At 30.1% G+C, this 26,345-nt stretch carries 28 protein-coding genes; 8 read left to right on the top strand and 20 right to left on the bottom strand.

What is annotated here, in order from left to right:
• Positions 1–40: 40 nt before the first annotated feature.
• A complete protein-coding gene (locus MRZ80_RS06320; RefSeq protein WP_292537431.1) occupies positions 41–1,177 on the top strand; it encodes an NUDIX domain-containing protein in 1,137 nt (378 codons plus the stop codon).
• 186 nt (positions 1,178–1,363) lie between these two features.
• On the opposite strand, the gene MRZ80_RS06315 is transcribed toward MRZ80_RS06320, so the two are convergent.
• Entirely contained in the window at positions 1,364–1,996 is a 633-nt protein-coding gene (locus tag MRZ80_RS06315; RefSeq protein WP_292537428.1) for a hypothetical protein, read from the bottom strand.
• Between the two features lie 285 nt (positions 1,997–2,281).
• Between MRZ80_RS06315 and MRZ80_RS06310 the strand changes: the two genes are divergently transcribed.
• On the top strand, positions 2,282–3,484 hold the full coding sequence (locus tag MRZ80_RS06310; RefSeq protein WP_292537425.1) for an MnmC family methyltransferase: 1,203 nt from the start codon (positions 2,282–2,284) through the stop codon (positions 3,482–3,484).
• Between the two features lie 46 nt (positions 3,485–3,530).
• On the opposite strand, the gene MRZ80_RS06305 is transcribed toward MRZ80_RS06310, so the two are convergent.
• Positions 3,531–4,076: a hypothetical protein gene (locus MRZ80_RS06305; protein ID WP_292537422.1), complete on the bottom strand. Its 546-nt coding sequence runs from the start codon at positions 4,074–4,076 to the stop codon at positions 3,531–3,533.
• Between the two features lie 141 nt (positions 4,077–4,217).
• Between MRZ80_RS06305 and MRZ80_RS06300 the strand changes: the two genes are divergently transcribed.
• Both MRZ80_RS06300 and MRZ80_RS06295 read left to right on the top strand, forming a co-directional pair.
• A complete protein-coding gene (locus tag MRZ80_RS06300) occupies positions 4,218–4,634 on the top strand; it encodes a hypothetical protein (RefSeq protein ID WP_292537421.1) in 417 nt (138 codons plus the stop codon).
• Positions 4,635–4,678: 44 nt separating this feature from the next.
• Positions 4,679–5,143, top strand: coding sequence for a hypothetical protein (locus MRZ80_RS06295; RefSeq protein WP_292537418.1), 465 nt, complete (start codon positions 4,679–4,681; stop codon positions 5,141–5,143).
• Positions 5,144–5,182: 39 nt separating this feature from the next.
• Here the strand turns inward: MRZ80_RS06295 and MRZ80_RS06290 are convergent, their stop codons facing one another.
• Genes MRZ80_RS06290 through metG form a run of 4 tightly spaced genes read right to left on the bottom strand, consistent with a single transcriptional unit; the run spans position 5,183 to position 10,327 of the window.
• Positions 5,183–6,136 carry a glycosyltransferase 4 family protein gene (locus MRZ80_RS06290; protein WP_292537415.1) on the bottom strand — a complete coding sequence of 318 codons (954 nt, stop codon included), beginning with the start codon at positions 6,134–6,136 and terminating at the stop codon, positions 5,183–5,185.
• Positions 6,137–6,613, bottom strand: a complete 477-nt coding sequence (locus MRZ80_RS06285; protein ID WP_292537412.1) for a helix-turn-helix domain-containing protein — start codon at positions 6,611–6,613, stop codon at positions 6,137–6,139.
• A gap of 46 nt (positions 6,614–6,659) precedes the next feature.
• Entirely contained in the window at positions 6,660–8,294 is a 1,635-nt protein-coding gene (locus MRZ80_RS06280) for a DUF530 domain-containing protein (RefSeq protein WP_292537407.1), read from the bottom strand.
• Complete coding sequence (metG, locus tag MRZ80_RS06275) at positions 8,291–10,327, bottom strand: methionine--tRNA ligase (protein ID WP_292537404.1); 2,037 nt, start codon at positions 10,325–10,327, stop codon at positions 8,291–8,293. The genes MRZ80_RS06280 and metG overlap by 4 nt, the downstream gene beginning before the upstream one ends.
• Positions 10,328–10,625: 298 nt before the next feature.
• On the opposite strand from metG, the gene MRZ80_RS06270 reads away from it, so the two are divergent.
• Together MRZ80_RS06270 and priS are read left to right on the top strand one after the other, a co-directional pair.
• Complete coding sequence (locus MRZ80_RS06270) at positions 10,626–11,975, top strand: DNA primase (RefSeq protein WP_292537402.1); 1,350 nt, start codon at positions 10,626–10,628, stop codon at positions 11,973–11,975.
• Between the two features lie 5 nt (positions 11,976–11,980).
• Positions 11,981–12,952: a DNA primase catalytic subunit PriS gene (priS, locus tag MRZ80_RS06265; RefSeq protein WP_292537399.1), complete on the top strand. Its 972-nt coding sequence runs from the start codon at positions 11,981–11,983 to the stop codon at positions 12,950–12,952.
• Positions 12,953–12,964: 12 nt separating this feature from the next.
• Here the strand turns inward: priS and cca are convergent, their stop codons facing one another.
• The 10 genes from cca to pgsA all read right to left on the bottom strand — a co-directional run bounded on the left by cca (position 12,965) and on the right by pgsA (position 21,134).
• The gene (cca, locus tag MRZ80_RS06260) at positions 12,965–14,335 is read right to left on the bottom strand and encodes a CCA tRNA nucleotidyltransferase (protein WP_292537396.1); all 1,371 of its coding nucleotides are present in this window, start codon (positions 14,333–14,335) and stop codon (positions 12,965–12,967) included.
• Between the two features lie 56 nt (positions 14,336–14,391).
• Entirely contained in the window at positions 14,392–14,967 is a 576-nt protein-coding gene (gene cbiT / locus MRZ80_RS06255) for a precorrin-6Y C5,15-methyltransferase (decarboxylating) subunit CbiT (RefSeq protein WP_292537391.1), read from the bottom strand.
• A 92-nt stretch (positions 14,968–15,059) separates the two neighbouring features.
• On the bottom strand, positions 15,060–15,656 hold the full coding sequence (locus tag MRZ80_RS06250) for a UbiX family flavin prenyltransferase (protein WP_292537389.1): 597 nt from the start codon (positions 15,654–15,656) through the stop codon (positions 15,060–15,062).
• Complete coding sequence (thpR, locus tag MRZ80_RS06245; protein ID WP_292537388.1) at positions 15,634–16,188, bottom strand: RNA 2',3'-cyclic phosphodiesterase; 555 nt, start codon at positions 16,186–16,188, stop codon at positions 15,634–15,636. The genes MRZ80_RS06250 and thpR overlap by 23 nt, the downstream gene beginning before the upstream one ends.
• A gap of 107 nt (positions 16,189–16,295) precedes the next feature.
• Positions 16,296–17,378, bottom strand: a complete 1,083-nt coding sequence (locus tag MRZ80_RS06240) for a 3-dehydroquinate synthase II (protein ID WP_292537386.1) — start codon at positions 17,376–17,378, stop codon at positions 16,296–16,298.
• Positions 17,379–17,414: 36 nt separating this feature from the next.
• Entirely contained in the window at positions 17,415–18,209 is a 795-nt protein-coding gene (locus MRZ80_RS06235) for a 2-amino-3,7-dideoxy-D-threo-hept-6-ulosonate synthase (protein ID WP_292537383.1), read from the bottom strand.
• 126 nt (positions 18,210–18,335) lie between these two features.
• Positions 18,336–18,839, bottom strand: coding sequence for a class I SAM-dependent methyltransferase (locus tag MRZ80_RS06230; RefSeq protein ID WP_292537381.1), 504 nt, complete (start codon positions 18,837–18,839; stop codon positions 18,336–18,338).
• The gene (locus MRZ80_RS06225) at positions 18,836–20,080 is read right to left on the bottom strand and encodes an aminoacetone oxidase family FAD-binding enzyme (RefSeq protein ID WP_292537379.1); all 1,245 of its coding nucleotides are present in this window, start codon (positions 20,078–20,080) and stop codon (positions 18,836–18,838) included. The genes MRZ80_RS06230 and MRZ80_RS06225 overlap by 4 nt, the downstream gene beginning before the upstream one ends.
• A 26-nt stretch (positions 20,081–20,106) precedes the next feature.
• Positions 20,107–20,349 carry a DUF357 domain-containing protein gene (locus MRZ80_RS06220; protein ID WP_292537376.1) on the bottom strand — a complete coding sequence of 81 codons (243 nt, stop codon included), beginning with the start codon at positions 20,347–20,349 and terminating at the stop codon, positions 20,107–20,109.
• Between the two features lie 209 nt (positions 20,350–20,558).
• The gene (gene pgsA / locus MRZ80_RS06215; RefSeq protein ID WP_292537373.1) at positions 20,559–21,134 is read right to left on the bottom strand and encodes an archaetidylinositol phosphate synthase; all 576 of its coding nucleotides are present in this window, start codon (positions 21,132–21,134) and stop codon (positions 20,559–20,561) included.
• A 64-nt stretch (positions 21,135–21,198) separates the two neighbouring features.
• Between pgsA and MRZ80_RS06210 the strand changes: the two genes are divergently transcribed.
• On the top strand, positions 21,199–21,816 hold the full coding sequence (locus tag MRZ80_RS06210; RefSeq protein ID WP_292537369.1) for an L-threonylcarbamoyladenylate synthase: 618 nt from the start codon (positions 21,199–21,201) through the stop codon (positions 21,814–21,816).
• Positions 21,817–21,842: 26 nt separating this feature from the next.
• On the top strand, positions 21,843–22,151 hold the full coding sequence (locus tag MRZ80_RS06205; protein ID WP_292537367.1) for a DUF2098 domain-containing protein: 309 nt from the start codon (positions 21,843–21,845) through the stop codon (positions 22,149–22,151).
• A gap of 80 nt (positions 22,152–22,231) precedes the next feature.
• On the opposite strand, the gene MRZ80_RS06200 is transcribed toward MRZ80_RS06205, so the two are convergent.
• The 4 genes from MRZ80_RS06200 to MRZ80_RS06185 are packed head-to-tail and all read right to left on the bottom strand — an operon-like array spanning position 22,232 to position 26,328.
• Entirely contained in the window at positions 22,232–22,576 is a 345-nt protein-coding gene (locus MRZ80_RS06200; protein WP_292537365.1) for a hypothetical protein, read from the bottom strand.
• Between the two features lie 38 nt (positions 22,577–22,614).
• On the bottom strand, positions 22,615–23,094 hold the full coding sequence (locus MRZ80_RS06195) for a DUF2115 family protein (protein ID WP_292537362.1): 480 nt from the start codon (positions 23,092–23,094) through the stop codon (positions 22,615–22,617).
• A 31-nt stretch (positions 23,095–23,125) separates the two neighbouring features.
• Positions 23,126–25,204, bottom strand: a complete 2,079-nt coding sequence (locus tag MRZ80_RS06190) for a DEAD/DEAH box helicase (protein ID WP_292537359.1) — start codon at positions 25,202–25,204, stop codon at positions 23,126–23,128.
• A gap of 50 nt (positions 25,205–25,254) precedes the next feature.
• The gene (locus MRZ80_RS06185; protein ID WP_292537356.1) at positions 25,255–26,328 is read right to left on the bottom strand and encodes a glycosyltransferase family 4 protein; all 1,074 of its coding nucleotides are present in this window, start codon (positions 26,326–26,328) and stop codon (positions 25,255–25,257) included.
• Between the last annotated feature and the right edge of the window lie 17 nt (positions 26,329–26,345).

Here is a 26,345-nt window from a genome sequence, read left to right as displayed (position 1 = left end):
ATTGGGGAGATAATTGACAATTTTAGGGATGTTTTAGGAAATGTCAACATTTAACATGCATGTTAAAACAATTATAAGTAATGAAGTAGGAAAAGTACTGCTTCTTAAGGAAAATCGTTCAGATAGAAAAAAAAGATGGGATCTTCCAGGAGCAACATTAACAGAAGATGAAAGCTTTGATGAAGTATTAATATCTGCTGTACAAAAACAGGTAGGATGTTATATTTATCCTGCAAAAATTGTTGGAATTACAAGTTATACAAAGTATGGAAATAAATATCTTACTGTTATAATGGAATCTGTCATACTAAATGGAGATTTAATACTATCAGATGAGTATGATGAATATAAATGGATACCAATTGATGAAATTAAGAAATATCCACTAGTCCCATGGCTTAATCGTTACATAAAAGATACAAAAGATCCATTTAATGATATTGATGAAATAATCAATGAAATCAGAGATAAAAATGAGATGCGTAACGATCTAATTAAAGAAAACTTCCTATCAGGCTTCAGACATAAAAAATCAGACGACTATGATGATTATGACGATGAGGATGAGGATGATTATCAGCCAGAATATGAAGAAAAACAATCTAAAAAAGGAATTAAAAGTTCATTTACTCTCTTTAAGGAAGCTGTTGTTAGAACATTTAATCCAAAAAAGGCAGAAGTTAAAAAAACACAGCCAAAAGAGAACTTATTTACACAAACACCTTCTGTTGAAGATGAATATGAACAGCCAATGATGAACTATCAACCACCAACAGCTGATATGAGTTCCTATTCTGATGAAATTACAATAGATCATGATGATGAAATTATAATCGATGATAACATTAATGATATTATTGTAGATGAACCAAAAGAACAGATAAAAGTTGAATCAAAAGAAGAAGTAGATATTCAACCACAACAGCCTAATAAGGATGCTGTAATTAAATCACACACAACTAAAAAGACAACATCTGATGATCATAACATAAAAGTAATTTCAAAAGATGATAAAACACCACGTATAAGAAAAGCAAAAGAATCTGATGAAAAAGTTAGTTTCAATTCAGAGTCAATAAATAGACGTAACTGGAAAGATAAATTAAATGAAATTAACAGAACAGATGCAAACAATCAAAGAAAACAAGTTCCACATCCAAAGGGAAGAAAACGATAAAACATCTATAAAAACTAACCTCCCTTCCATACACGCCCTCCCCTTTTACATCCTATATTTTTTTTTTAAAACTACTATTTATAAAATAAATTTTCAACAAGGATGTAATAAAGAAAGATCTAATAATAATTTTCCATTAAAAAAAAGTAAATAAGTGGGGGTTAAATATTTTTTTTAACTATTTTTTTATTGTGTACTATTTGCTGTTGTATTTGCAGCTGTATTGTTTGCTATTTGTTGATTTGAAACTTCACCATAGAATTGTGGTTGTAAGTTAAGATCATGTAATTTTTTATCAAGGTCAGGATTTTCTTTTAGTAATTTCTGAATATCACTATATACATTGTTAAGATCTTCTGAATTTTTAGCCATATCTCGCTGTACTTTATTCATTGTATCTTGTGCATCTTGACCACTTTTTTCTCCACGTACATATTGAGCTATAGCATTTAATGAATTTACAGTTAAGTTTAATGATTGTGATTCAAGTGAAACTCTTTTTATTTGTAAGTCAATATATTTTTTCTCAGTATCATTATCTGTACTCATAGCACTTTCATTAAGTTTTAAAGCTTCTTCTGAATATTGTGGTGTTATTTGATTATTAATTGTTGACATTAATGTATCTGCATCTGTATTATTTTTAGAATTAAAATCTGTAATTGTTTGTGTAATTTTTTCTTGTGTTGAACTAGCATTTTTCATTGATTCATTGAAATGCTCAGATAATAGGTTGTTCTGGTATGATTCATACTGTGGTATTCCTACTATGAGCAATGCTGCAATTATAAGTAATACTGCTGCGATTTTCTTGTTCATATTTTCACCTTTAATTATATTCTTTTAATGTTAATATTAACATTTATCTATATTATTTAAGTAATTAAGGTGCATTTATTACAACTTTTTTTATTTTACTATTTAATTACTTAAATTAATTAAATTAATAAAACTTAATTAATAGATAAAACGAATATATAATTATTAGTAATAATAAAAGGGTTTTGTTTTATTTTTTTTTAATTTATAAAAAGCAATGGATAACTTTAAAAAAACACATACTTTAGGACAACAATTAAAATAATAACGAAAGGGTGAAATTTAATGGTGGATGATCAGCAGGATTCAAAACTTGAAATTTTGGATCGTATCAAAACAACAATACATGAAATCTTTGAACTAGAATCATTAGGTCATAAAGATGCAAGAGAAATCTATGCAGATGAAATGGCAGGCTTTTTCATAAAAACAGAAGATGGCTCATATACTTTATCATCAGGTGAACGTGGAAGTGAATCAGAAACACTACACAGTATATTTGGTGCAAGAACAGAAGCATTTGAAAAATTTGCAATACCATCAAAACTAAGGGAAATTTCAGAAGAAGTAGAAGTTGTAAAAATTCTAGATATCTGTAGTGGTATTGGATATAATGCATCAGCAGTTCTTGATTATCTTAAAGATAGTGATGTTAGAATTGAAATTGACATGGTAGAATCATCCATTGAAACACTTGCTTCAAGTCTTTTTATAGCAAATATATGTGAATCCCATGGTTATGTTAAAAAAGTTATTGAAAACTACTTAATTGAAAATGGATATCTTCAATTTAATAAGGTTTTAAGTAGTATTTCACCAAATATTGACATTAATATCCATGTATGTGATGCACGTGACTATCTTAAAAATTGTGAAGATAAAGAGTATGATGCAGTATTTCTAGATCCTTTCAGTCCATCTAAGTCACCAGAGTTATATTCTGTTGATTTCTTCTCAAAACTTAAAAACTATCTTACACCAACAGCACTTATATTAACATATACAGCAGCAAGTCCTGTTAGAAGTGCTATGATAAATGCAGGATTATATATTGGAGAAGGTCCTGTTGTTAAAAGAAGTGGTGGAACAATTGCATCACGTTCACAAACTCTTATTGATACTCCATTATCATTTTCTGATGAAAAAGTTATAGCTCTTAGTGATGTTGGAGTTCCATTTATGGATCCTGATCTTAGTGATGATTATCAGACAATTATTGAAAGACGTCAAAGTATTAGAAGTAAGGTTCGTGGAGTTAGTATGTTTCCATCATCAAGTAAGCTTCCAAGATACTTAGGTCTTAGTGCTGATGAAATTGAAGATGAACATTTACGTGAAAAATTAACAGGATATGTTACAGATATGGGATTTGATGGTCTTGATGATGAAAGAATTCTTAAAATCCTTGATGTTGACTTAGAACTTACAAGTCGTGAACAGATTCTTGCTCTTGAAGATAATCTTAAAGAAGTAATGGAAGAAATGTAGAATTTATTTAATATTCTTCCATTTACCACCCTTTTCAACTATTTGTCTATGTTTTTACCATGTATTGATTAAATTTATTTCTATTTTTATTTGACCTTGTTATATTTATTGCACTTATTTCACCAATTATGTAGATGTTTATGTTCCATGTTGGATTGTTTGAGTTTTGTTGTATGTAGATTAGATCTTTAAGATTTTCATTTAGTATTTCTTCAAATTCATCTTTTGAATAACATGTAATGTATGAGTCCATATGACATGTTAGGTTGTAGGTGTCTGTGTATTGTAGTTTATTTCTTATTTTCTTAAGTATTACATCTATGATGTGATTTAGGTTGTTTATTGTGCATTTTACAATCATCATATCTACAATTTCAAGGTCTTCATATTCTTTTTGTTGTAGTTGTTTTATCAGATCTTCTGGTTTTGAATATTCAATTAGGTATATGAATGGATTTTCACTTTCTTTTAGAAAGTAGTTGTAATTTAGTTGATTCATTGTTTTTTCAAAGTTATATAGCATTTCATCAAGCTTTTTTGGATCTGTTGTTTTTCTGAATTTTATTAGAATTTCTTTATTTATCTTTTTCATAACGTTGTATTAGATTTATGTATAATATTTTTTTTACATAAATAATTGAATTTATTATACAATGTTTATTTATTTCTATAATTAATTTTAAAAAAAGTAATATTTAATAGTTATTATTATAAAATATATAAATTAAATGTTATGTTTAAATTAGATAATCTTGGATCATTAAATATTGAATTTATAATAGCAACAATAGTACTTTTACTTTTTGTGTCATCTATTGTTGGATTGGTAGTTGAAGATGTGGATGTTATAAGTCAAACACAAACACGAAAAGATGCACGCTTACTTGTTGATAATATTGCTTTAATTTTAAATGACTTAAATATACAGCCTAATGGATATAAAACACACTATAAGCTTCCTGATAAAATTAATAATGAATCATATATTATAAAGATAAATTCAACAGAGGTAGTTGTAAATGAACACTATCAACTAACATCCCAATATCTTCATAAAATACAATTAAATCAAGAAAATTATATTTTACTACCATCAAATACATATGTGTTTATAAAAAATAATAATAAAATACACATAATACAAAAATAAATAAAAAAATCATAAATAAAACATATGAAAATTAGATAAAGATTATGAATAATAAGGGACAAATAACAATAGAATACATCTTAATTCTTAGTATAATATGTATATGTATGATAATGACAACACAAATAGTAGATGAACAAATTGAACAAAACATAATACAACATGCAGCACAAAATGGAGCACAAAATGGATTAGATAAAAACACATATGCAACATACTACAATGACACATACAACAACTACTATGAAAACCATAAAAGACTACTATTATCAAATAAAGTAGAAATAATAAAAATACAACAAATAAAAAAACAAGACACAATCCAAATACAAGTCTATGCACATACAAACACACTAAATAATGAAGAAAAACACATACTATCATCAAGAATAAACTACTACATACGCGCCTCAATAACAAAGACATTTAATAAAACATCAAATACATTCTATGAACCAGCATACTCAAAAAACTATAAAATAACAACACGAAATATAATTTGGATATAAAAAAAAGTAAAAAAAAAGTAAGTAAAAATATGGGAAATACTACATCATATAACCCTTATTAAAGTATGCAATTAAAATACCAATAAGACCAAAGAAAATACCTATAGCCCAGATAATATGAACTACCTGTTTTTCCTTCATAGGCTTTTTAAGAATAGATCTTATAAGAGAATTAAAACTGCCACTAGGTGCTTCAAGCATACCATCTTCTTTAACGATCGTAGGTTTGAAGTTTTGACGTTCCATAACACCAGCACTTCTAAATTTAAGAAGACCATCAATAATATTAGGAATAAGAACAATAAATGCAATAATTTTAACTCTACCAATAAATGCAATAATTGCAATAGATGCACCAATAATTAAAGTTCCAACATCACCTGGAAAAACATTTGCTGGATATTTATTATAAAATAAAAATGCAACAAGAGCACCAAGCATTGAAAATGAAATAATAGCAACATCATACTTATTCATAATAATACATGAAAGAGTAAGAGATGAAAGTGCAATAACACCAAGACCTGTTTCAATACCATTAAAACCTGCAAGCATATTTGTAAGATTAGATGCAACAGATACAGCCACAGGAATAAGAAGCATATAAAGTAATCCTACATTAGGAGGAGTAACCCACATAATAGGAAGTCCTGCAATCCATAACAAGATAAGCTTCTCTTTTGATGAAAGCATTATAAGATCATCAACCATACCAATAACACCAGTAAGAAGAATTACAATAAGTGTAATAGTCAGCTGACTTTGCCAGGTAGGATTAAGATAAACACCAACCATAATAGCAATAGCAAAACCAAATAATATTCCAATACCACCCATCTCTGCAACTTCAGGCTTTGAATACTTATGAATGTCACGACCTACAATATTAGCCTTCTTAAGTCTACGAATTAAGGTAGGCATAACAAGAAAAGTTACAACAAATGCAATAAGTCCACAAAAAGCTGAAGTAACAGGAAGTTGACTAAAATTCATCTAATCACCATCACTTTTTGTATGCTTTAAGATATAATATATAGTACGAACAGGAATATTAAGAAGTGCTGAAATCTCCTTAACTGAAACATTATCCTCACGAAGAGAAATTATCTCAGCTTTTGTTTCATCAGAATACTTAGATTTTGGACCCTGTTTAAGCTTTTTATCTTTAAGATAATAAACAGTTTTAACATCAATATGTAATCTCTTTGCAATAGCATTAGGATTAAAACCATCATCAATCATGGAATTTATCTGCTCTTTAATATCCTCATCATACTTACGAGGACGTCCTCTCTGTTCAATGGTAGATATTGAAATACCAAGTTCACTAAGAGCATCAAGATAAGTTTCTGAGGTTCTCTCATACAAACTCTGAGGACATTCAATCTCTTCAAGATCAGGATTACTATCAAGTAATTCAATAATAAGTCTTGAAGTTAAAGGTTTATTTACATGTATTTTTGAACTCATAAAGACCCCCAATACAACTAAAAATCATTTATATCTCTCTTATTTTTTATCTATTTATCATTTCTAAGAACTTCTTAGCCTTATTTGTAGATGGCTTTTCAATCTTTTCAAGAGCAGCCTTTTCATCTGCAACTTGATCTTTATCAACATATAACAATTCAGCAGCATGAGAAAGTGAAATATCACTCTTCTTATTAAGAGCTATAGCACCATATATTGCCTGTTGAGACTTAAGATGTAAGTTTTTCTGTTTAACTTCAATATCATTTTTATACTGAATTGCTTCTTTCATATTATTGATAACATCAATATTTTCACCATTTTCCTGAAGTAATTTAACAACATCCTTACTAAAAACATTGTCAAATACCTTAAGTTGATTAGAATCAAGTGAAGGTCTAAGATTAGGGAAAGGTCCAGCATAGGAATTACGCCTATTTTCAGATGTACTAAGATAATAACGGAAAATATCCCATAACATTAAGATATTAGGAGTTTCAATGTAGAAATGCTTCTTAATTTCAGCAAGCTTATGTAAATCCTCTTGAAGTCCACGATCAAGTGTATGATCTTTATTTATAAGATTAACCTTTTTAAGCTTGATATATTTAAGTTCTTCTTCAAGTTCAATTCTCTCTTCAGCCTCACGTGCAAGATGACTTGCATCCTTTCTTGCTTCCTCTGTTAATTGATTATATGTATTAATTCGATCCATATTAGAAATACTTCTAGGAATAATATTATCAATTTCCTTATTTACAATATTTTCAGAATACTGTAGATATGCAATAGCAAGAGCATTTTGCACATACTTATCATTAATTAAAGATGGCTTTTTATGATGGAATTGTAACATTTCAATACGAACATTATTACCATATCTTTTACGAAGCTCAAGTTCATAGTTTGATTCATCAGCATAGTCAATATTAACCTTTTTACTAGTCCACTTACCAGTTTTCTCATCCTTAATTTTAGCAATTACAGTAACACTCTTTACACGTCCACGTTTTTCTTGACGCATAACTTTAATCATCTTACGATAAGCTTCAAGGCTATAATTTGTAAGTTGAGAACGTTTAAGCAGATATTCTCCACCAAGAGGAAGATACTTAATTAACTCAAGACGTCTAAGACCAGTATTATTTGATTCAAACATAAATTCTGATGATCCACAATCACACACACATTCATATTCAGTTTCTGTGTATTCATCATCGTATTGCTGGTTTTCATCGTATTTTAGGATTGTTTCAATAGTATTTCTTTTGTATGTTTGTCCACATTTTTTACATGTGATTTGAGCATATTCTTCTAAGTGACCTACTGCTATTTTATGTGATGCAATAGCAGATTTTACTTGATCGAGAATGTTTTTCTTATTTGTTGCCTTAATATGAAAATATTGTGCATGTCTTGACTGGTCATATACATCATCAGGAATAATATCTCCGGAATTTGCACTATTTCCCTTACCATAACGTTTCAGAGAACTATATGGTGCTGTAAATCCTCTAACTTCCATTTTGTTACGTATTTTTCTGAGTTTAAGGAGGTTAAATTTAAGATAGCTGTATATTTCAATAAAGCTATCAAAGTCCTCAATACTCTCAGCTATAACAGGTTTGTGTTGGATTTCTTTAAGAAATTTCTCACTCTGTGTCACTAAGAATTCGCTCATTTTATATATTCACCTACTTTACCTTCAGTTGTTAATAATTCCATACTATCTGTTGCAAGAAGCATACCATTTGATTCTACACCGAATAATTTTGCAGGTTCAAGATTTGCAACTACAATTACTTTACGATCAATAAGTTCATCAGGAGCATATCTTTTTGCAATACCTGCTACAACTTGTCTTATTTCATCACCAAGATCTACTTGTAATTTAAGGAGATTTTTTGATCCTTCAATTGCTTCTGCTTCTTTAATTTGTCCTACTACAAGTTTTGTTTTTGCAAATTCATCTATTGATATTAAATCGCTCATTTTTTCATCCTCTTTTTTATTTTCTTTTTCTTCTTTTTCTTCTAATGCTTTAAGTTTATCTTGTTGTTTTTTAATTTTTTCATCTTCAATCTTATTAAAGAGTGGTTTTGCTTTACCTATAGCTTTTCCACTTTCCATGAAATTAGATGCTTCATCCCACATTACTTGTGGTGTTCTTTCATCAAAGTTCATAAATCCTGGAGTGTAGTCACCTGGCATACCAAGAACTTCACGGATTTTAGATGCAGTTTCAGGGAGATATGGTGTTAATACAACACTAAGTGTGTGTACAAGTTGATTTGAAAGGTAAAGACATGTTTTTGCACTTTCCATATCTTCTTTTACCATTTTCCATGGTTTTTTATCATTGAAGTATTTGTTTGCATTTTTTGTTGTGTTCATAATTTCAAGAAGACCATCACGGAATTCAAATGCATCAATTGCATCTCCAACACGTTGTGGAAGTGATTTTATTTCTTCTTCAAATGCAGCATCATCTTCATCAAAGCTTCCTTTTTCTGGTATTTTACCATCAAAGAACTTTGTTGTAAATGTAAATGTTCTGTGTATGAAGTTTCCAAGGTTGTCTGTTAATTCATTATTTATACGTCTTTGGAAGTCTTCCCATGCAAAGTCTGTATCCTTATTTAGTGGTGCATTAATTATAAGGTAGTATCTTAGAAGATCACTGTCAAATTCCTTAAGGAAGTCATCTACCCATACAACCCATCCTTTACTTGTTGACATTTTACGTCCTTCAAGTGAAAGATATCCTCCACCAATAACAGAATATGGAAGTGACATTTCATTTGCCATAAGCATACTTGGCCAGAAGATTGTATGATGATAAATAATATCTTTTCCTATGAAGTGTACTGTTTTATCATCCCAGTAATCCTTCCAGTTAAGTCCATGTTCTTCTGCCCATTGTGCTGCTGATGATTGATATCCAATGAAAGCTTCAGCCCATACATATAATACTTTATCATCCACATCACCGACTGGTACTGGAATTCCCCATTTCATGTCACGTGTCATACTCCAATCTTTAAGACCATCTTTTAGCCATTCTTTTGCAAAGTTTTGAACATAGCTTTGAAGGTGGCTGTTTTCATAGATCCACTGGCGTAGTGGTTCTTCAAATTTTTCAAGATTAAAGTAGTACTGTGTTGATGGCTTAATATGTGGACGACTTCCACAGATAAGACATTGTGGTTCTTCAAGATCTGTAGGGTCAAGATGACGACCACATACTTCACATTGATCTCCACGAGCTTCACTATGACAGTGAGGACAGATACCTTCAACATAACGGTCAGGAAGTCCACGGTTACATTTATCACAGTATAATTGATCTATAACTTTTTCATAGACGTATCCTTTATCATATAAGTCATTAAAGAAGCTTTGAGCCATTTCATAGTGTTTTTTATCAGTTGTACGTCTAAAGCTGTCAAGTGATATGTCAGCATTTTTAAGGTCATTACCAATAAGTTCATGGTAAATATCTGTAATTTCTTTAGGCTCACGTCCTTCTTGTTCTGCACGAACAGCAATAGGTGTTCCATGTTCATCTGTAGAACATACCATTACTGTGTCAACACCATTCATACGGTTGTATCTTGCATAGATATCTGCAGGAATATATGTTGATCTGAGATGTCCAAGATGACATGCACCATTTGCATAAGGAAGTGCACATGATATAAATAATTTACTCATTATCTTTTATTCTCCTACCTATTTTTTTCATTGATGCAATTGTTTTTATCAGCTTTTCATCTTAATTATAATATATTACAATCTTATTTTAATTTTATAATATGAAAATCACATCTAAGGCTGATATTAGCATCGTTTATAAGTTTTTTTATAAAAAAAATATTTAATATTATAAGTTATTTTTATTAATATTATTATTAACTTAATAACATATTTAATTTACTAGAATTTATTACAATCATAAATTACTTTCCTAAATTAAAATGATATACTATAAAAAATAAATACTATAATTACTATGATAGAAACTTCATATATTAATCCATTTAATACAGATGCAACAGAAATTGTACGAAAACTGGGAGATATAAATAATCTTGATGCAGAAAATGAAGAACTTAAAGAATTAATTAAAAAAACAAATCTTCAAAATCTTACATCAACAGTAATACCACATACAATAAAACAGTTAGCATTAAAGAAATTTGAATGGTATCTTCTTAAAGATACAAAGAAATTTGACCATAAAAACTACATGTATCTATTTAATCCTGACATCTATGAATATGATGTTGTAGCATTTTATTTGTTATGTCAGATAGTTGCAATAGAATTTGGTGCAGATTCAAATGAGGCAAAACAAGTTATACAGATGCAAGCAGAACTAATGAGGATGCGACTTGAAAAGCTTGACAATGAAACAACAGAAACAAGGGATAGATTCTACAGAGAAGCACTAGCAGAAGTTGTTGACACATCAAAGCTATACTGGTATGATATAAAAGATGTACTTGCCATGGGAGAATTAGATTTTAATAAGCTACTTATTGCAGATGGACGTATAATAATTGAATATGAAGATTTTATTGAAGAATTTGGAGATAAAATAGAAGGACGCTATCCAATAGATGTCTATAATATAACAGCAGGAGTATTTATTAAGTCAAAACTGCTTATAAGTATAGTAATGCTTAAAACTAAAAACTATATGCAGACAGTTCATGAAATGTCAAAGAAGATGGTGGAACCTAACCCAATAATGAAAACATCAGCTGATGAAATACGCACATTAGAACAAAAAGCACAACAGTTACGCTTCGGAGCATCAGGTGGAATGATGGGAGGATCATTTGCAGATAACAAACCCACACCATATGATACAGATGCATTTGCACCATGTGTTGCAAAATGTATGCAGGGAATAAAAAGTGGTGGACGTAACGATGCAATAGTACTGTTTTTAACACCATTTCTATCGTATGCAAGACTTTATCCTGGAGTATTTGCACAACAACGAAGCATTAAAGTATCAGAGGTAGATCCAAACCTTGAAATAACGTTAAATGAAGTAATACCAATGATATATGAAGCAGCAGGGGCATGTAGACCACCACTATTTAAAGATCAACCACAAGAAAAGATAAACATCAACTCAAAGTTAGGCTTTGGAATGCATGATGAACTAAAAATTGACAATGAAGGTGAAACACACTGGTATACACCAATGAGTTGTGAAAAAATAAAACTACACATGCCAAGTTTATGTATACCATGTGCTGATTGTAAAAATATAGGAAATCCACTAACATACTACAACCGGAAAAGAAAACTAAACCTGAAAAATAAAAAACAAAAAAAGGGTGAATAGAAGTTATGGAAATTGAACTAAAACCTGCAACAGTTGATGAAAGAACAATATTCTACAGAGAAGAATGGGATGTAAATGATATTCCAGATTTTATACTAGATTCAATACTAAGTCGTGAATTTGGATTTGACCACATAGGACAAGGACCAAACGATAGATACAAGACATTTAATGATGCACTACATCTTAAAAGGTTTATGAAAGCACGAAGACCATTTGCAGCATATGTATCAGTTGCATACTATGACAATCCAGAAAGAAGAGGAGGATGGCAGAAATCAGAGTTTGTATTTGATGTAGATGCAAAAGATGTACCAATAAGAGTATGTGATTGTAGTGAAGGTGAAGTATGTCCTGAATGCTTAAATCAGGCAAAAGAAATAGTATGCATGATAAAAGATACACTAACAGATCTAGGTATTAAAAATATAAACATGGTATATTCAGGGCGAGGATACCATGTACGAGTTGTTGATGAAAATATAATGGATATGACAAGTGAAATGCGTGGAGATATAATCCAATATACAATGGGAGCAAAAGTACCTGACATGTCCGATGCAAAAACACTAGGATATGACCAGTTTCAATCATTTACAATACCATTTGGATACTATGCAAACTTTAAAAAGTGGATGAACTATACAATACAACACCTAAAGCCTACAACAAAAATAGATGTAAATGAAAAACTACTAAAAGACACAATAAAAAATAGAAATCAACTACCAGACAGTTGGGGATTATTTAAAAGAAACATAGGACCAAGACGATATAAAAACCTGGAAGAGGCAGTAGCACGACTTAATCTTGCAATTGCAGATACAAAAGTATCAATAGACCTTAAACGTATACTCAGACTACCATCAACACTACATTCAAAAGTATCAATGAAGTCAACACTAATAAGAAATATTGAAACATTCGATCCATTTGATGATGCAGTGCCAAAATTTGTATATGAAAGAAAAGATTAAAACTAAATTAATCTATCTTTCAATATTATAATTTTCATTAAGATACAAGTATAAATTTCTTAAATCTTCATCTTCAGCAGAGTCTATAAATTCAAAGACATTAAATAACTTATAATCTTTTAAAATCTCTTTTTTAATATTCTTTCCAAGCTTAAGTATTGAAATATTTTCCTTTTTAACTATTGAATTAATCATATCAACAACTGTTGTATATTTACGCTCAGATAAATTAATAAGCTTATCACCACGAATATATGCATCAGGATATTTATTTTTAAAGTTTTCACAGTTAATCTTATCTGAAAGTTTAGGACCATTATGAATCTTAATATTTGATAGTTCATCTACTTCATATTCAAAAATCATAAATACTGTGTTATCTTTCATATAATATCCACTTTTAATAACATTAAAATCATACATTTCACTTACACGCTTAAATGATTTAGTAGTCTTATCAATTTGAGGATAGATAACATCATCAGGTAGATCTGGAACATCAACACTTAAGATGTAACATTTAGTTGCACGATTTGTAAAAATTTCAGATATTTCACCTGCTGTTGTATTAACATTACGATCTGTGAAAAACTCACGACATGGATTGCTCTGGTAGTTACGTGCTGCCATAATAAATTCATTATACTTCTGAAGAGTAAGTGCTGCTGCAACATTACGATTTTTATCAACAGGATCAATAACAATGAAAGGATCTTTGAAATTACAACAAGTACCATAATCTTCAAGATCAATTTCAAATCCATAACTCCACATATTTGCTGCAGCATCAATTACAGCATCAAATGAATGATAATGTGCAATTAATAGTTCACAAAGATATCCTGAAAATCCACTAACTTTAAAGTTTGCACCATATGTATTAACAGATCTCATAAACTTCTTAAGAAGAAGTACCTCATCTGCCTCTGTATCTGTAATGTGTGATTTAATATATTTTGTATGATGAATTGTACGATCAACAGCAGATTTAATATTTGATGCATCCTCAATATCATAGCATGGAACAAAGTCAATTTCAAATCCATTAATAAAACCTGTAATATATGGATGTGATGCATAACGAATCTCTGATGTACCACCTAGTGTATTAATACAATGACGTCCAAAGTCAAGTCCATAATCTTTAAGTTCATCATCACTATATGATGTGTTAAATGCCATGAAAATATCAATATCTGCCTTATTTTTAAGAGAAGTCTTCTTAGCAACAGATCCAACAAGATAACATTTAATATCAACACCCACACCTTTTGCATATGTTGTGATAATATCTTTAATTTCATCACTAAATTCTAAAACTTCACTACGTCTTTCATCTGATGGCTTTATTTCATCTAAAATTTCATTATATATACTAATCACCTGTAAAATATTATTAAAAATAGTTAAAAAGGGGAGGAGAGATTAAAAAGTTATATTTATATTTTCTTTGCACTTACAATTGTAATAGGATTTAATGCTTTCATCATTACTCCACGATCAAGAAGTGTTCCTTTAGATACACAGAGATTTACAACTTCAGGTTCTGCTCCTAAATCTTTAAGCATATGAACACTATCTGTTGCAGTTTCAAGAACAATTGATGTAATAACAATCTGTCCACCTACAGGAAGTCTAATGTAACCTTCTTCTATGATATTGTCAAGATTTCCACCACTTCCACCAATCATAAGTTTTGTAAAGTCATTAATTGAATCAAGTGCTTGAAGACCTTCTTCTTCTATTAATTCAACTTTATTTGCTATACCAAATTTTTCTAGATTTGCACGTGTTGTCTTAATTGCCTCAGGATTCTGGTCAACACTATATACTCTTTTTGCACGTTTTGCAAATTCAACAGAAAGTCCACCTGTTCCACATCCAATATCTACAACAACATCCTCATCATTAAGTCTCATTTTACTTATTACAAGTGCTCTTATTTCTTCTTTTGTAGGTCCTGGTACTTTTTCTGTTTTAATAAATTCATCATCTGCAGTTATTTCAAAATACATAATCTAACACCACCGTATTATGGTTAATTTTATGAATTAAGGGATCCTATTTTTTTGAAAATAGGAATTATTTTTTTTTCATATAAATATCTTTATTGTTTCCATTTAGTAAATAGATTATTATCAATATTTAATAAATCAAGAATTTTTCCTAAGATAAAATTGATCTGATCATCAACAGTTTCAGGATTATGATAAAATCCAGGCATTGCAGGAAGAATTGTAGCACCTTCACGAGCTATTTTAAGCATATTTTCAAGATGAACACATCTAAGTGGTGTTTCACGTGGTGTAATTATAAGTGTACGTTTTTCCTTTAAAGCCACATCACATACACGTGTTATTGTATTATCACCATAACCATTTGCAATTGCAGATAATGTCTTCATTGTACATGGAATAACAATACATGCATCAAACTTAAATGATCCACTATTAACTATTGCAAATAAGTCATCCTCATCATAGCAGAAATCTGCCATAGATGCAACATCACTTGACTTGTAGCTTGTTTCATGTTCAATAACTTTTTTTGCAGTAGATGACATTATAAGATGAACTTCAATATCACACTTTTTAAGCTCCTCAATGAGTCTAATTCCATAGATAACACCACTTGCACCTGTTATTGCAACAACAATCTTCAAAAATAACACACTCCTAAATTTATAATATGAATTCTTCCTCATTTTTATAGATAGGACCATCAGGTGTAAGAGTACTTGATTTTAGAACAATTTTATTAACATCAACTTTTCCATAATAATTACCCTTCATATCAGAAAGAGTCTTACTTAGATTTTGTGCATCATTTAATTGTTTTACTCTTGAAATTGTAATATGAGGCTTATAGCTTCGCTCTTTTTTAAATCCAATATCTGCAAATTTATCATCTAAATTACGGATAAGATTAATGGTATTTTTCTCTTTATCTTTTACTGTAGTCCATATAGTCTTAGGATGTTTGATATTTGCAAATGCACCAACACCTGTAACCTTCATAGTATAAGGCTTATAAGATTCAATTGTTTCATTTATGATTCTTTTTATCTGTTTTAATTTACGTTCATTAATATCTCCAAAAAATTTAACTGTAAGATGCATATTTTCACGTTCTACATGTTTTAGGCGTGATGTGGAGTTTTCATCAAGAACTTGTTGAGTTTTAAGAATATTTTCAATAACATAATCATTTAATTCAATAGCAAGAAAAGCTCTCATATAAAATAGTCCCCTTTTATTTTTAATTAATAAATTTAAAATTTTCAGTAATATCTAAAAAAAGTAAAAAAAAGAAAAAGAAGTTAGATAAATCTATATTATCTATTTTATTGTTCAATAATTTGTTCTTCAATAGCCATACCAAAGTGACGTGCTCCATGACTAAAATATGCAAGCACTTTATCTCCAACTTTAAGATCAGATACTGATACTGGCTGTTTTTGATCTGTTACAAGACGAATTGTTTCAGCATTTTGAACAAGAGTTCTTATAGCTGTACCGTCACATTCTGCTTCAATGAGAAGAAGTGGACGTTTTTCAATTTTTGATCTTCCAACAATAGCTGTTGATGCTTCACCATTAGCTTTTACTGTAAGTACTTCATCTCCTGCTTGAAGCTCTGATAAGTAACGTGTTTTATTTCCTGGTGTCATAACATATGCATGTACAGGTCCAGCATTTACTCTAAATGGTCTTGATGCAACGTATTCATTTTCAAGTGTTTCACTGTGAATAAGGAAAAGTCCTGATGCAAATGATCCTACAAGAATTCCTTCACCAACTTCCATCATAGAGCATGTATCAACACATACACGATCTCCAATACCTACAGATTCAACTTTTGTAACTGTTGCTTCTTTAAGATCATATACTTCTTTTGATGTTTTTTCTATTAATTCACCAAGTCTTCTTATTTCATTTGCATCGTTTGATGATAATACTACACCATCTGATCCATGTTCCATTGTTTCAAGTGCAAGTTTTGCTTCTTCATATGTTGCTACATCTACCATAATTTTACTTTCACGGTCTTGAAGACTTGCTATGATGTTTTCAAGTGGAATAACTTTCCAGTTTTTACCTTTAAGAATTACATAATCTGCAATACTTCCAAGTTTTGATACAAGTTTTTCATCTTCTTTATTGTTAATTTCCACATATGCTGCAACTTTTTTATTATTTTTAAGTTTAGCATTTGTAACATCTTTTGTTGTAATTTTCTTATCAAGACCCATTATTAAGATGTCAGAATCTTCTTTGTCTGAAATTATTTTAACATTACCAAGTTTTTTTATGGTTTCTGCATTGTCTGAGTCGATAATTTCATCAAATCCAGCTTCTATTGCTGCTACAATTGATTCTTTACGGTCATTCCATGTACCATTTGGTCTTATCCATGCAAATTTCATATTAAATTACATCCCTTTTTTTTATATTATATTATTCTATTGTTTGAGTATTTCCATTGCTTCATCAGGTGTTGCTTTGTTATGTACTACTTCAACTAATGCTCTTGTAGTTTTAACTGGATCTTTTGCCTGGAATACATTTCTTCCAAATGCTACTCCTGCTCCACCAACACTTATTGCATCGTATACCATTTCAAATAATTGTTTTTGTGTTTCAATTTTTGGTCCACCAGCAATTATTACAGGTACAGGACATCCATCAACTACTTCTTTAAATGAGTCAGGATCACCCGTGTAGTTTGTTTTTACAATGTCTGCTCCAAGTTCTGCTCCTACTCTTGCTGAAAGTTTTACAACTTCAGGGTCGTGTTCACTTTCAATTTTAGGACCTCTAGGGTACATCATTGCAAGTAGTGGCATTCCCCAGTTGTCACATTCTTCTGCTATTCTTCCTGTTGTTTCAAGCATTTCATGTTCTTTTTCTGATCCTACATTTACATGTACACTTACAGCATCTGCTCCGAGTTGTATTGCTTTTTCAACTGATGTAACTTGTACTTTGTGGTATGGATCTACTCCTACATCTGTACTTGCAGATAGGTGTAAAATTAATCCTATGTCACTACCGTATCCACGGTGTCCAGTTTTTACCATACCTTTATGCATAAGTACTGCATTTGCTCCTCCTTCTGCTACTGAGTTGATTGTTTTTGGCATGTTTATAATTCCAGGAATTGGACCTCCTGATATACCATGGTCGAGTGGTGCTATAACACATTTACCTGTCTTACGATTGATTATACGTTCAAGTCTAATTTGTTTTCCGATCATCGTTTTAATTCCTCCTTAAATTCTATCTGTAATATAATAATATTTGTTTTGGTGATAAACTCTCCTTTAAATAAAAAAACTCATAGATTTATCATATATGTTTATATATTTTGTTTGATGCTATATTTAATTTTTAGATGTATTTTTTTGTACAATGGCAGATGATGCAATCTTAAGATAACCACCAGATGTATCTGTTTCATCTTTTGTTTGTGATGCATTAACAAACTCCATAAGTCCCTGATTTCGTATTAATGTAACTCTTGGCTTTAGTATTGATGACCATAAAAAGAACACCTTAAATACTGTATCTGGATGATATCCTCCTCCAAGATCAACACATAATACATCAATATCATCAAGTTGTGCTTGTTTTTTGATAATGTCAGAGTTTCGTACATCTGCATTTTTAAATATTATATTTTTATTTTCAATTTGAAGTTTTCTCATTGCCTTTGTACTTTCAGGACTGTTATCATATGCATATACAGATCCATCCTGGCATAGTCTTGAGATGATCTGTGTTGATATTCCAACATGACATCCAAGCTCTACTACATTATCAAGTAATTTTATATTATCTATCATATCTTGTTGATAGTCTGATCTTTTATAGCTTATCTTTATCAATTTATATCATCCTTTCTTTTGATTGATCTTGCAGCAACTACTCCTGTTGAGAAAGCTTTTTGTAAGTTAAATCCTCCACATTTTCCACTTCCCTCAACTAGTTCACCTGTAATGTAGAGATTTTCAATGATTTTTGATTCAAAAGTATTTGGATCTATTTCATCATGGCTAATTCCACTATCTTTTACCATTGCCTGTTTTTTAACAACATAATCTACAGTTAGGATGGTATTTTTAAGTGCATCTTTTAGTTTGTTTCTCTGCTTTTTTGTCACCTGGTTAAGAATTGTATCAGATTCTATATCTAGGTGTTTTAGAAATACTTCAACCATATTTCGTGGCATATATGTGTGAAGATAACGTTTAAGTCCTTGTTTTTTATATTGGCTGAAATCATTTTGAAGTTTTATGTCAAGTTGTTCATAGTTTAAATTTCCTACAAAGTCAAGATGTATTGTTACTTTTTTATCTTTTTTTAGCATCTCATTAATTTGCATACTACTATCAAGTATTATATGACCAGTTAGACCGTTATGTGTAAACATTATTGATGCATTTTCATCTTTAATTAATGATTTCTTATCTGCTTTAATTTCAATTTTTACATCAACTGCAATACCTTGAAGTTGACTGATCCAATCCTCTTTTATTGCAACAGGTGCAAGACCTACAATATCATCAGGCTTTGTATGTCCAAGTTTTGTTGCAAATTTTTCACCATCACCTGTTGATCCTGTATTTTTATATACATCAGATCCTGTGGCAAGCACTACATTTTCTGCTTTAAATACTTTATTAGTTGCTGTTTTAAGAATAAAGTAATTATCTTCTTTTGTTATATCAACAATATTACAGTTAAGCTCATATTTTGTATTTGACTTTTTAACAAGAGTTATAAGTGTATCATTTACATCTTTTGCATTATCTGTTGTTGGAAATACTTGTTTTTTCTTTTCAATTTTTGTCATGCATCCATTATCTTCAAGAAGTTTTATGATGTCATCATTAAAAAATTGATTAAATGCTCCACGATAATAGTTTCCATTCCCATTATAATTACGTATAAATTCCTTTATTGGTGCTTTATTTGTGATGTTACATCGTCCACCACCAGTTATTAGAATTTTACGTCCAAGTTGTGAGTTTTTTTCAACAAGTAAACTTTTTTTATCATCAAGTTCTATTGCTGCAAGCATTCCACTTGCTCCACCACCAACAATAATGGTATTATGTGATTTCATAGGGCTTAATTTCCTCCCCTTTAATTTTATGAATCTTCAATAAGGTCATGCATTATTCTTAATGAATCAAGAAGTCCATGAGCATATGCAATACATGCAAATGATGTTAGAAAATCTTCAATTTTAAAGTAGTACTTTGTATCTTCATAGTATCGTTTTGCCATCTCTTTAACTTGTACTTCTTCATCTGAAAGTTCAAGTTCTTCAACTGGTATTATGTTTTCTTCAAAAATTTTTAAGTCTTTATTTATACGTTTTTCAGGTTCCATTTTTTTCTAACCTTCCCCAAATTTAAGTTTTTAGTCTTATTTAATAATCTTTATTTAAATGTATATAATTATTAGATTCATAGAAAACTAATATAACAACTTTTAAGTTATAAGTTATAACTAAATTATTTAATAAAAAAATATAAGAGAAAAAAAGGATTTAATAAAATCTTCCACCTCCTCTTATAATTAAATCAAAAAAGATATTCCTATTTTAAATTATTCCAGGTATGATATACTCTTTGAAGTACAGTGATATAGCTAAGTATTGTAAGAATAACAATGGTCATAAACATAATATTATGAGAATTACCACATGCAGCAGCAATAAGAGCACCAACAACTATGATAATAAGTCTTTCTGCACGTTCTGCAATTCCAACACTACATTTTATACCCTCATTTTCAGCTCTAGATCTAACATAACTAACAGTCATTGCAGAATGAACAGCTAAAACACCAAGAATCGGTCCAATATAGCCACCAATAACTAATCCAACAATAATTGCAGCATCAGCAAATCTGTCACATACAGAATCTAGAAATCCACCAAATTTACTCTGACGATTATGACTACGTGCAATAGCACCATCAATAACATCACAAATACCACTTAGTAATATAAATATAACTCCAAAGATAAGATCTCCTGAAGCAAACATTACACCTGAAAAGAAACTAATTAAAAGTCCAATAATAGTAACAACATCAGGATTAATATTAATCTTAGCTCCAATTTTTCCAGTAATCTTATTAGCCTGGGGTCTAAGTTTATCATTTAGCATGATTATAATATTTATACTTAGATTTATATATAATTATTAAAACCATTAAAAGACGGCATAAATAATGAATATAATAAAAAATCCAACAAAACATCAAATAGATGAAATAATAGCACAACTAAAAGATGGCAAAATCATAGTATATCCAACAGATACAATCTATGGAATAGGTGCAAATATCTATGATACACAAGCAGTAAGAAAAGTCTATAATATAAAACAAAGAGATCATACAAAGCCGTTATCAATAATAGTACACAACACAGATCAGATAAAACAAATAACAAAGACAAATAAAACAATAGATAAAATACTAGAAACATACCTTCCAGGAGCCTACACATTCATACTACCAAAAAAGGATATAATATCAGATACAATCACAGCAAATAAGAAAACAGTAGGAATAAGAATACCAAAAAATAAGATAACATACAACCTAACACAGGATTTTCCAATAACCACAACAAGTGCAAATATATCAAATATGCCAACACCAAGAAGTATATGTGAAATAAGTAAATACTTCAAAGATGAAATATCAACATATATAGATATGGGAATATCACAAAGTAGTGAGCCTTCAACAATAGTTGATCTTACAAATAAATATCCTAAAATAATAAGACAATCAAAAACAGATAATAAAATAGAGGATATATTAGATATAAAATTAAGATAAAAAAAAATTAAGGATGTAAAGATAATATGGTTTTAAAAGATAAACAAGGACGTGAAATTGACGTTGGAACATACATCATATATCCATCCACAGGAACAATAGGAGAAGTTCTTGACATAAAAAATGAGGATGGAGCAGACTGGGTTCTAATAGAAGTTGATGAACTAACAAGATTATGGTACAATGTTGACTTTATAGAAGTAACAGATAAATCAAATAAAAAACAGAAAGTACAATCTAAAGATGACCTATCAAATGAAGAAAAACTTCAAGATCAACTATCACGAAGATTTGATACAGATCTAAATACAGATGGAGGAGTAGGTGGAGGATAAAATCCCTCCTTATTTAAATCCTTTTTTTTCTAGAAAATTAAAACATATCCTCCCCTGAATTTATATTAAACTAATTTTTTTTAGAACATTTCACCAATTCTATCTTCAATTTCACGCTCTTTTTGACGAATCTTTTCATCAATAAAATCACTTTTACGTTCAACTTTTACATCAAATTTATAGAGTATTTCATCAATTTTATGGTATGTTTTATTGAATTTTCCCTGATGTTTATAGTCAATTTGATCTTTTTCATCGATTATATTATGGTACTCCTCACCAAGTGAACTTTTTTCAATCAATGTCTTAGTCTTATAATCATCACTTTTAAGTTCTTTTTCAATGTTGTGTACTTCTTCTTTAACTATTTTATCTTTAAGAGCTTGTCTTTTTTCATATCTTTTAAGAAGATCATCTTCATTCATACTAAATCACCAAAAAAATAATCTTTAATTTATAATTTCTACACAGCCTTTGCAATACAATACTTACACAGTGCATTAGGATTGTCTATATGATACTTTTTAACAGGACAGTAGTAGTCCTCTCCATCTGAATATATTGTCTGAAGACCTGGGAACACAGTACCAGGAAGGTGTATTGGACGTTTTTTAAGATATGTTGTAAATACAACAATAATATTTAGAATATATTCAATTCTATCATCACTATCTGCCATAATTTCATTAATTGCCTCTGCATCCTTTTCTGAAAGCTTTCCAGGATAGGTTGCCTGACTATTTTTAAGCATTGCAATTCTACTTACAATTACCTTAATTACAGATTCTGTATATTCCTGTTTATATTCACGTGGAAGATATTTTCTCTCCTCATCAAAATGAATTGAAAGATCATATAACTCCTTAAGTGATATGTCTTTAACTTCACGTTTTAGTATTTCATTTAATTCATCTAGTGGCATTTTAGTATAAACTTTATCCATAATAATAACACTCCCCTCTTTTATATTATTTCTATTTTTGATAATAATTAACAATATTTGTAGCAATTGACTCTCCAATACCATCAATTTTCATTAATTGTTCTTTTTTAACATTACTTAAATCTGATCCAAAGATGTCAAAGATCTTACGTGCACGTTGACGTCCAAGATGTTTAATTCCAATAACAACAGGAATTAATTCAGGCTTAATACCATAGTAAAGTCTTGCTGCAAGTGTTTCAATTTCATTGTGATATTCATAAATTCCTATAACATCACAGATTTTACCTACAAACTTAACAAGACTTGATGCTTCATAACTTGAACGTGATGTTGATGCAGCATATACTTTAAGATAGTTTTCAATTTCATATTCCTTCTTCTCATTAATCCATTCAAGAAGACTTGCAGCTGTTGAATCATCTGGTGTAACATTATATATGAAGATTCCATTTCGTCCAAGAACATCACGAATATTATCCTTATTTGCCCTATATTTAGTGTTAACTTTTGGTATTTCAACAGATGATGCAACCTCATATATAAGTTCTGCTTCTTTAAATTCATCCATCTTCTCAATAACACCTCTTAGTCTTACAGCAGTTTTTACAGAATAATTATTTCTTGATATAAGAACACCAAATGGTGTAGTTTGAAGACCAGATGGTGTTGGTCGTATAATTTGATGTTCAATCAGATATTGTAGTGATGATTCAATTTCTATCTTAATAGAATTTTCAATTGCATATCCCATATCTCCACATGAATTTTGTATCTGGTATCCATAGAGTGTTTTGCTGAAAAACTCGATAAGTTCATCTACATTATGTGCATTTCCTGTTGATACTTGTGTAATTATTTGTCTTAGTACTGCATCATGGTTATCTATGAGTTTTGAATGTGTAAGTTCAATTTCACCTTCAATATAGAAGTCATTAAGATAGAATGCTTCATCATAACTTTTAGCTATAAGATATGCATTTCCCTCTGTGTCAAATCCTGGTCTTCCTGCACGTCCTGCCATCTGTTCAAAGTCAAATACTGGTATGTTACATGATCCCTGTTCTGTCCACCTGGTATAGTCTCGTATTATAACATTTTTTGATGGAAGGTTAACTCCATACATTAAACTTGGTGTTGCTGTAATCATTAGAAGATTTCCATTTATAAATTCATCTTCTATTATCTCTTTTTGTCTGTCAAATAATCCTGCATGATGGAATGCAACTCCACATTTTATGCATTCAGCAAGTGTATAGCATAGCTCTGTTGGCTGATTTCCACCACGTCTTGATACATCAAGAATGTCTTCGGCAATTGCAGCATAAACCTCTCGTCTTTCATCTGGTAGTTTCTTTTCAATCTTTTTTGCCATATTCTTTGCTAGTGCTTCTGTAAATCGTCTTGTTGCAACAAATGTAAGCATCTGTGCTGATTCATTTAGTGAATCATTAAGAATCTTATAGACAATATTATTTTTATCTTTTGTATCAAATTCCTCAGTACAGAGAACTTCCTTATGTAGTGGTACAGGACGATAATCATGGGTCACTACCTCTGCATTAAGCCATGAGGCAAGTTCATCCATATTTCTTAGTGTTGCAGATAGTGCAATTAGACGTATTGATGTGTTTTTATCCATAACTCTTGTTATTGCACATTCAAGTGTAGGTCCACGTGAATAGTCACCTATCATGTGAAATTCATCAATTATTACAAGGTCAACTTCACTTATTTGATTTGCAGAACGTGTTAGCACATCAAATGATTCAAATACCATCACTGCAATGTCTGATGTTTTTGGACTTTTACCTACCTTGTATCCAAATTCCTCAAATCTCTTAAATTCCTTATATTTCTCATTTTGTAGTGATTTTAGTGGTACTGCATAGATTATCTTTCCACCTTTTTGTAGTACTTTTAGTGCTGCTAGTACTCCGAGAACTGTTTTACCACTTGCTGTTGGAATTGAGATTATGTAGTTGTCTTCACTTTCAAGATATCCTGAATCTATCACTGCCTGTTGTGCTGGGTTAAATTCTTTAATGTATGGATATGCCTTTTTTATTATTGCATCAATTTCTGGGTCAATATTTACCAAGTTATTCAAGCCTCACAATTAAGTCATTTTATTTTCTATATTTTTTCTAATTATTCATTTCATTGTTCTTTATTTGCATATGGTATTTGCATCTTTGAGTAGTTTTCAATCACTGTTTTTCGTGCATTTTCACCTATTTTTATTCTTTTATCTTCATCTTCTATTAGTTCATCTATTGCATCTGCTAGTTTTTGAGGGTTGCATGTTGGAACTATTATTCCATCATGGTTATTTTTTATTGTTGTTGTTATATTTCCTGTATCTGTTGCAATTAATGGCTTTGCACATGACATTGCCTCAAGTGCTACAAGGCTTGCACCTTCAGATACTGATGGAAGTACCATTATATCACTTTGTGGTATGATTATCTCGGGTGTGTCTGTTTTTCCCATAAGGTAGGTGTTTTGTATTTTATTTTCCTTGATGTAGTTTTTTAGTTCATCTTTTAGTATTCCATCACCATATATTAGAAGTGTGTATGTTGTTTTTGATAGTTTTTTTGCTTTAAGTAGGTATTTTAGTCCTTTCTGTTTAACTAGATTTCCAATAAATACAACTACTGGCATTTGATATTTTTCATTTAATGTTTTGGTATTTTCATCTATTGGCTTAAATTTATTTATATTAACAGTATTTGGTGTAACTTTTGATTTTTCAGCTAGTCCTTCAATATTCATTGCTAATGCTTTTTGTTGTAGCTTTTCACTTACAAAATACACCTCATCTACACATTTAAGGGTATGTTTAAGTATTGGTCGTATAATCTTATTTTCGGGTAGTATATTTATGTCAGATCCATGTGCTGTCATGACAATTTTAATATCTTTTTTATGAATTAATGATGCAATAATACCTGGGGGTATGAGGTAGTTTGCATGTATAACATCAATATCATATTTTTTTATAATTTCACGTAACTTAAAATATGCAGATATTATAAAGCTAACACCACGAAGAACTGGAATATTAACTGTATTTGCACAAAAGACATTATCTTTAAAGTCACAGTCTTGTTTATATGTAAGAACATAAACATTATGTCCCATAGCTTGAAGTTCATCTTCCAAGTTTTTCATATAAGTTGCAACACCACCAAGCTTTGGAGGATACTGTCCAATAATACAAATATTCATAACCACATACACAACCT

This window comes from Methanosphaera sp. (genome assembly GCF_022768985.1).
Classification (GTDB): Archaea; Methanobacteriota; Methanobacteria; order Methanobacteriales; family Methanobacteriaceae; genus Methanosphaera.
This window is presented reverse-complemented; position numbering and strand designations above follow the sequence as displayed.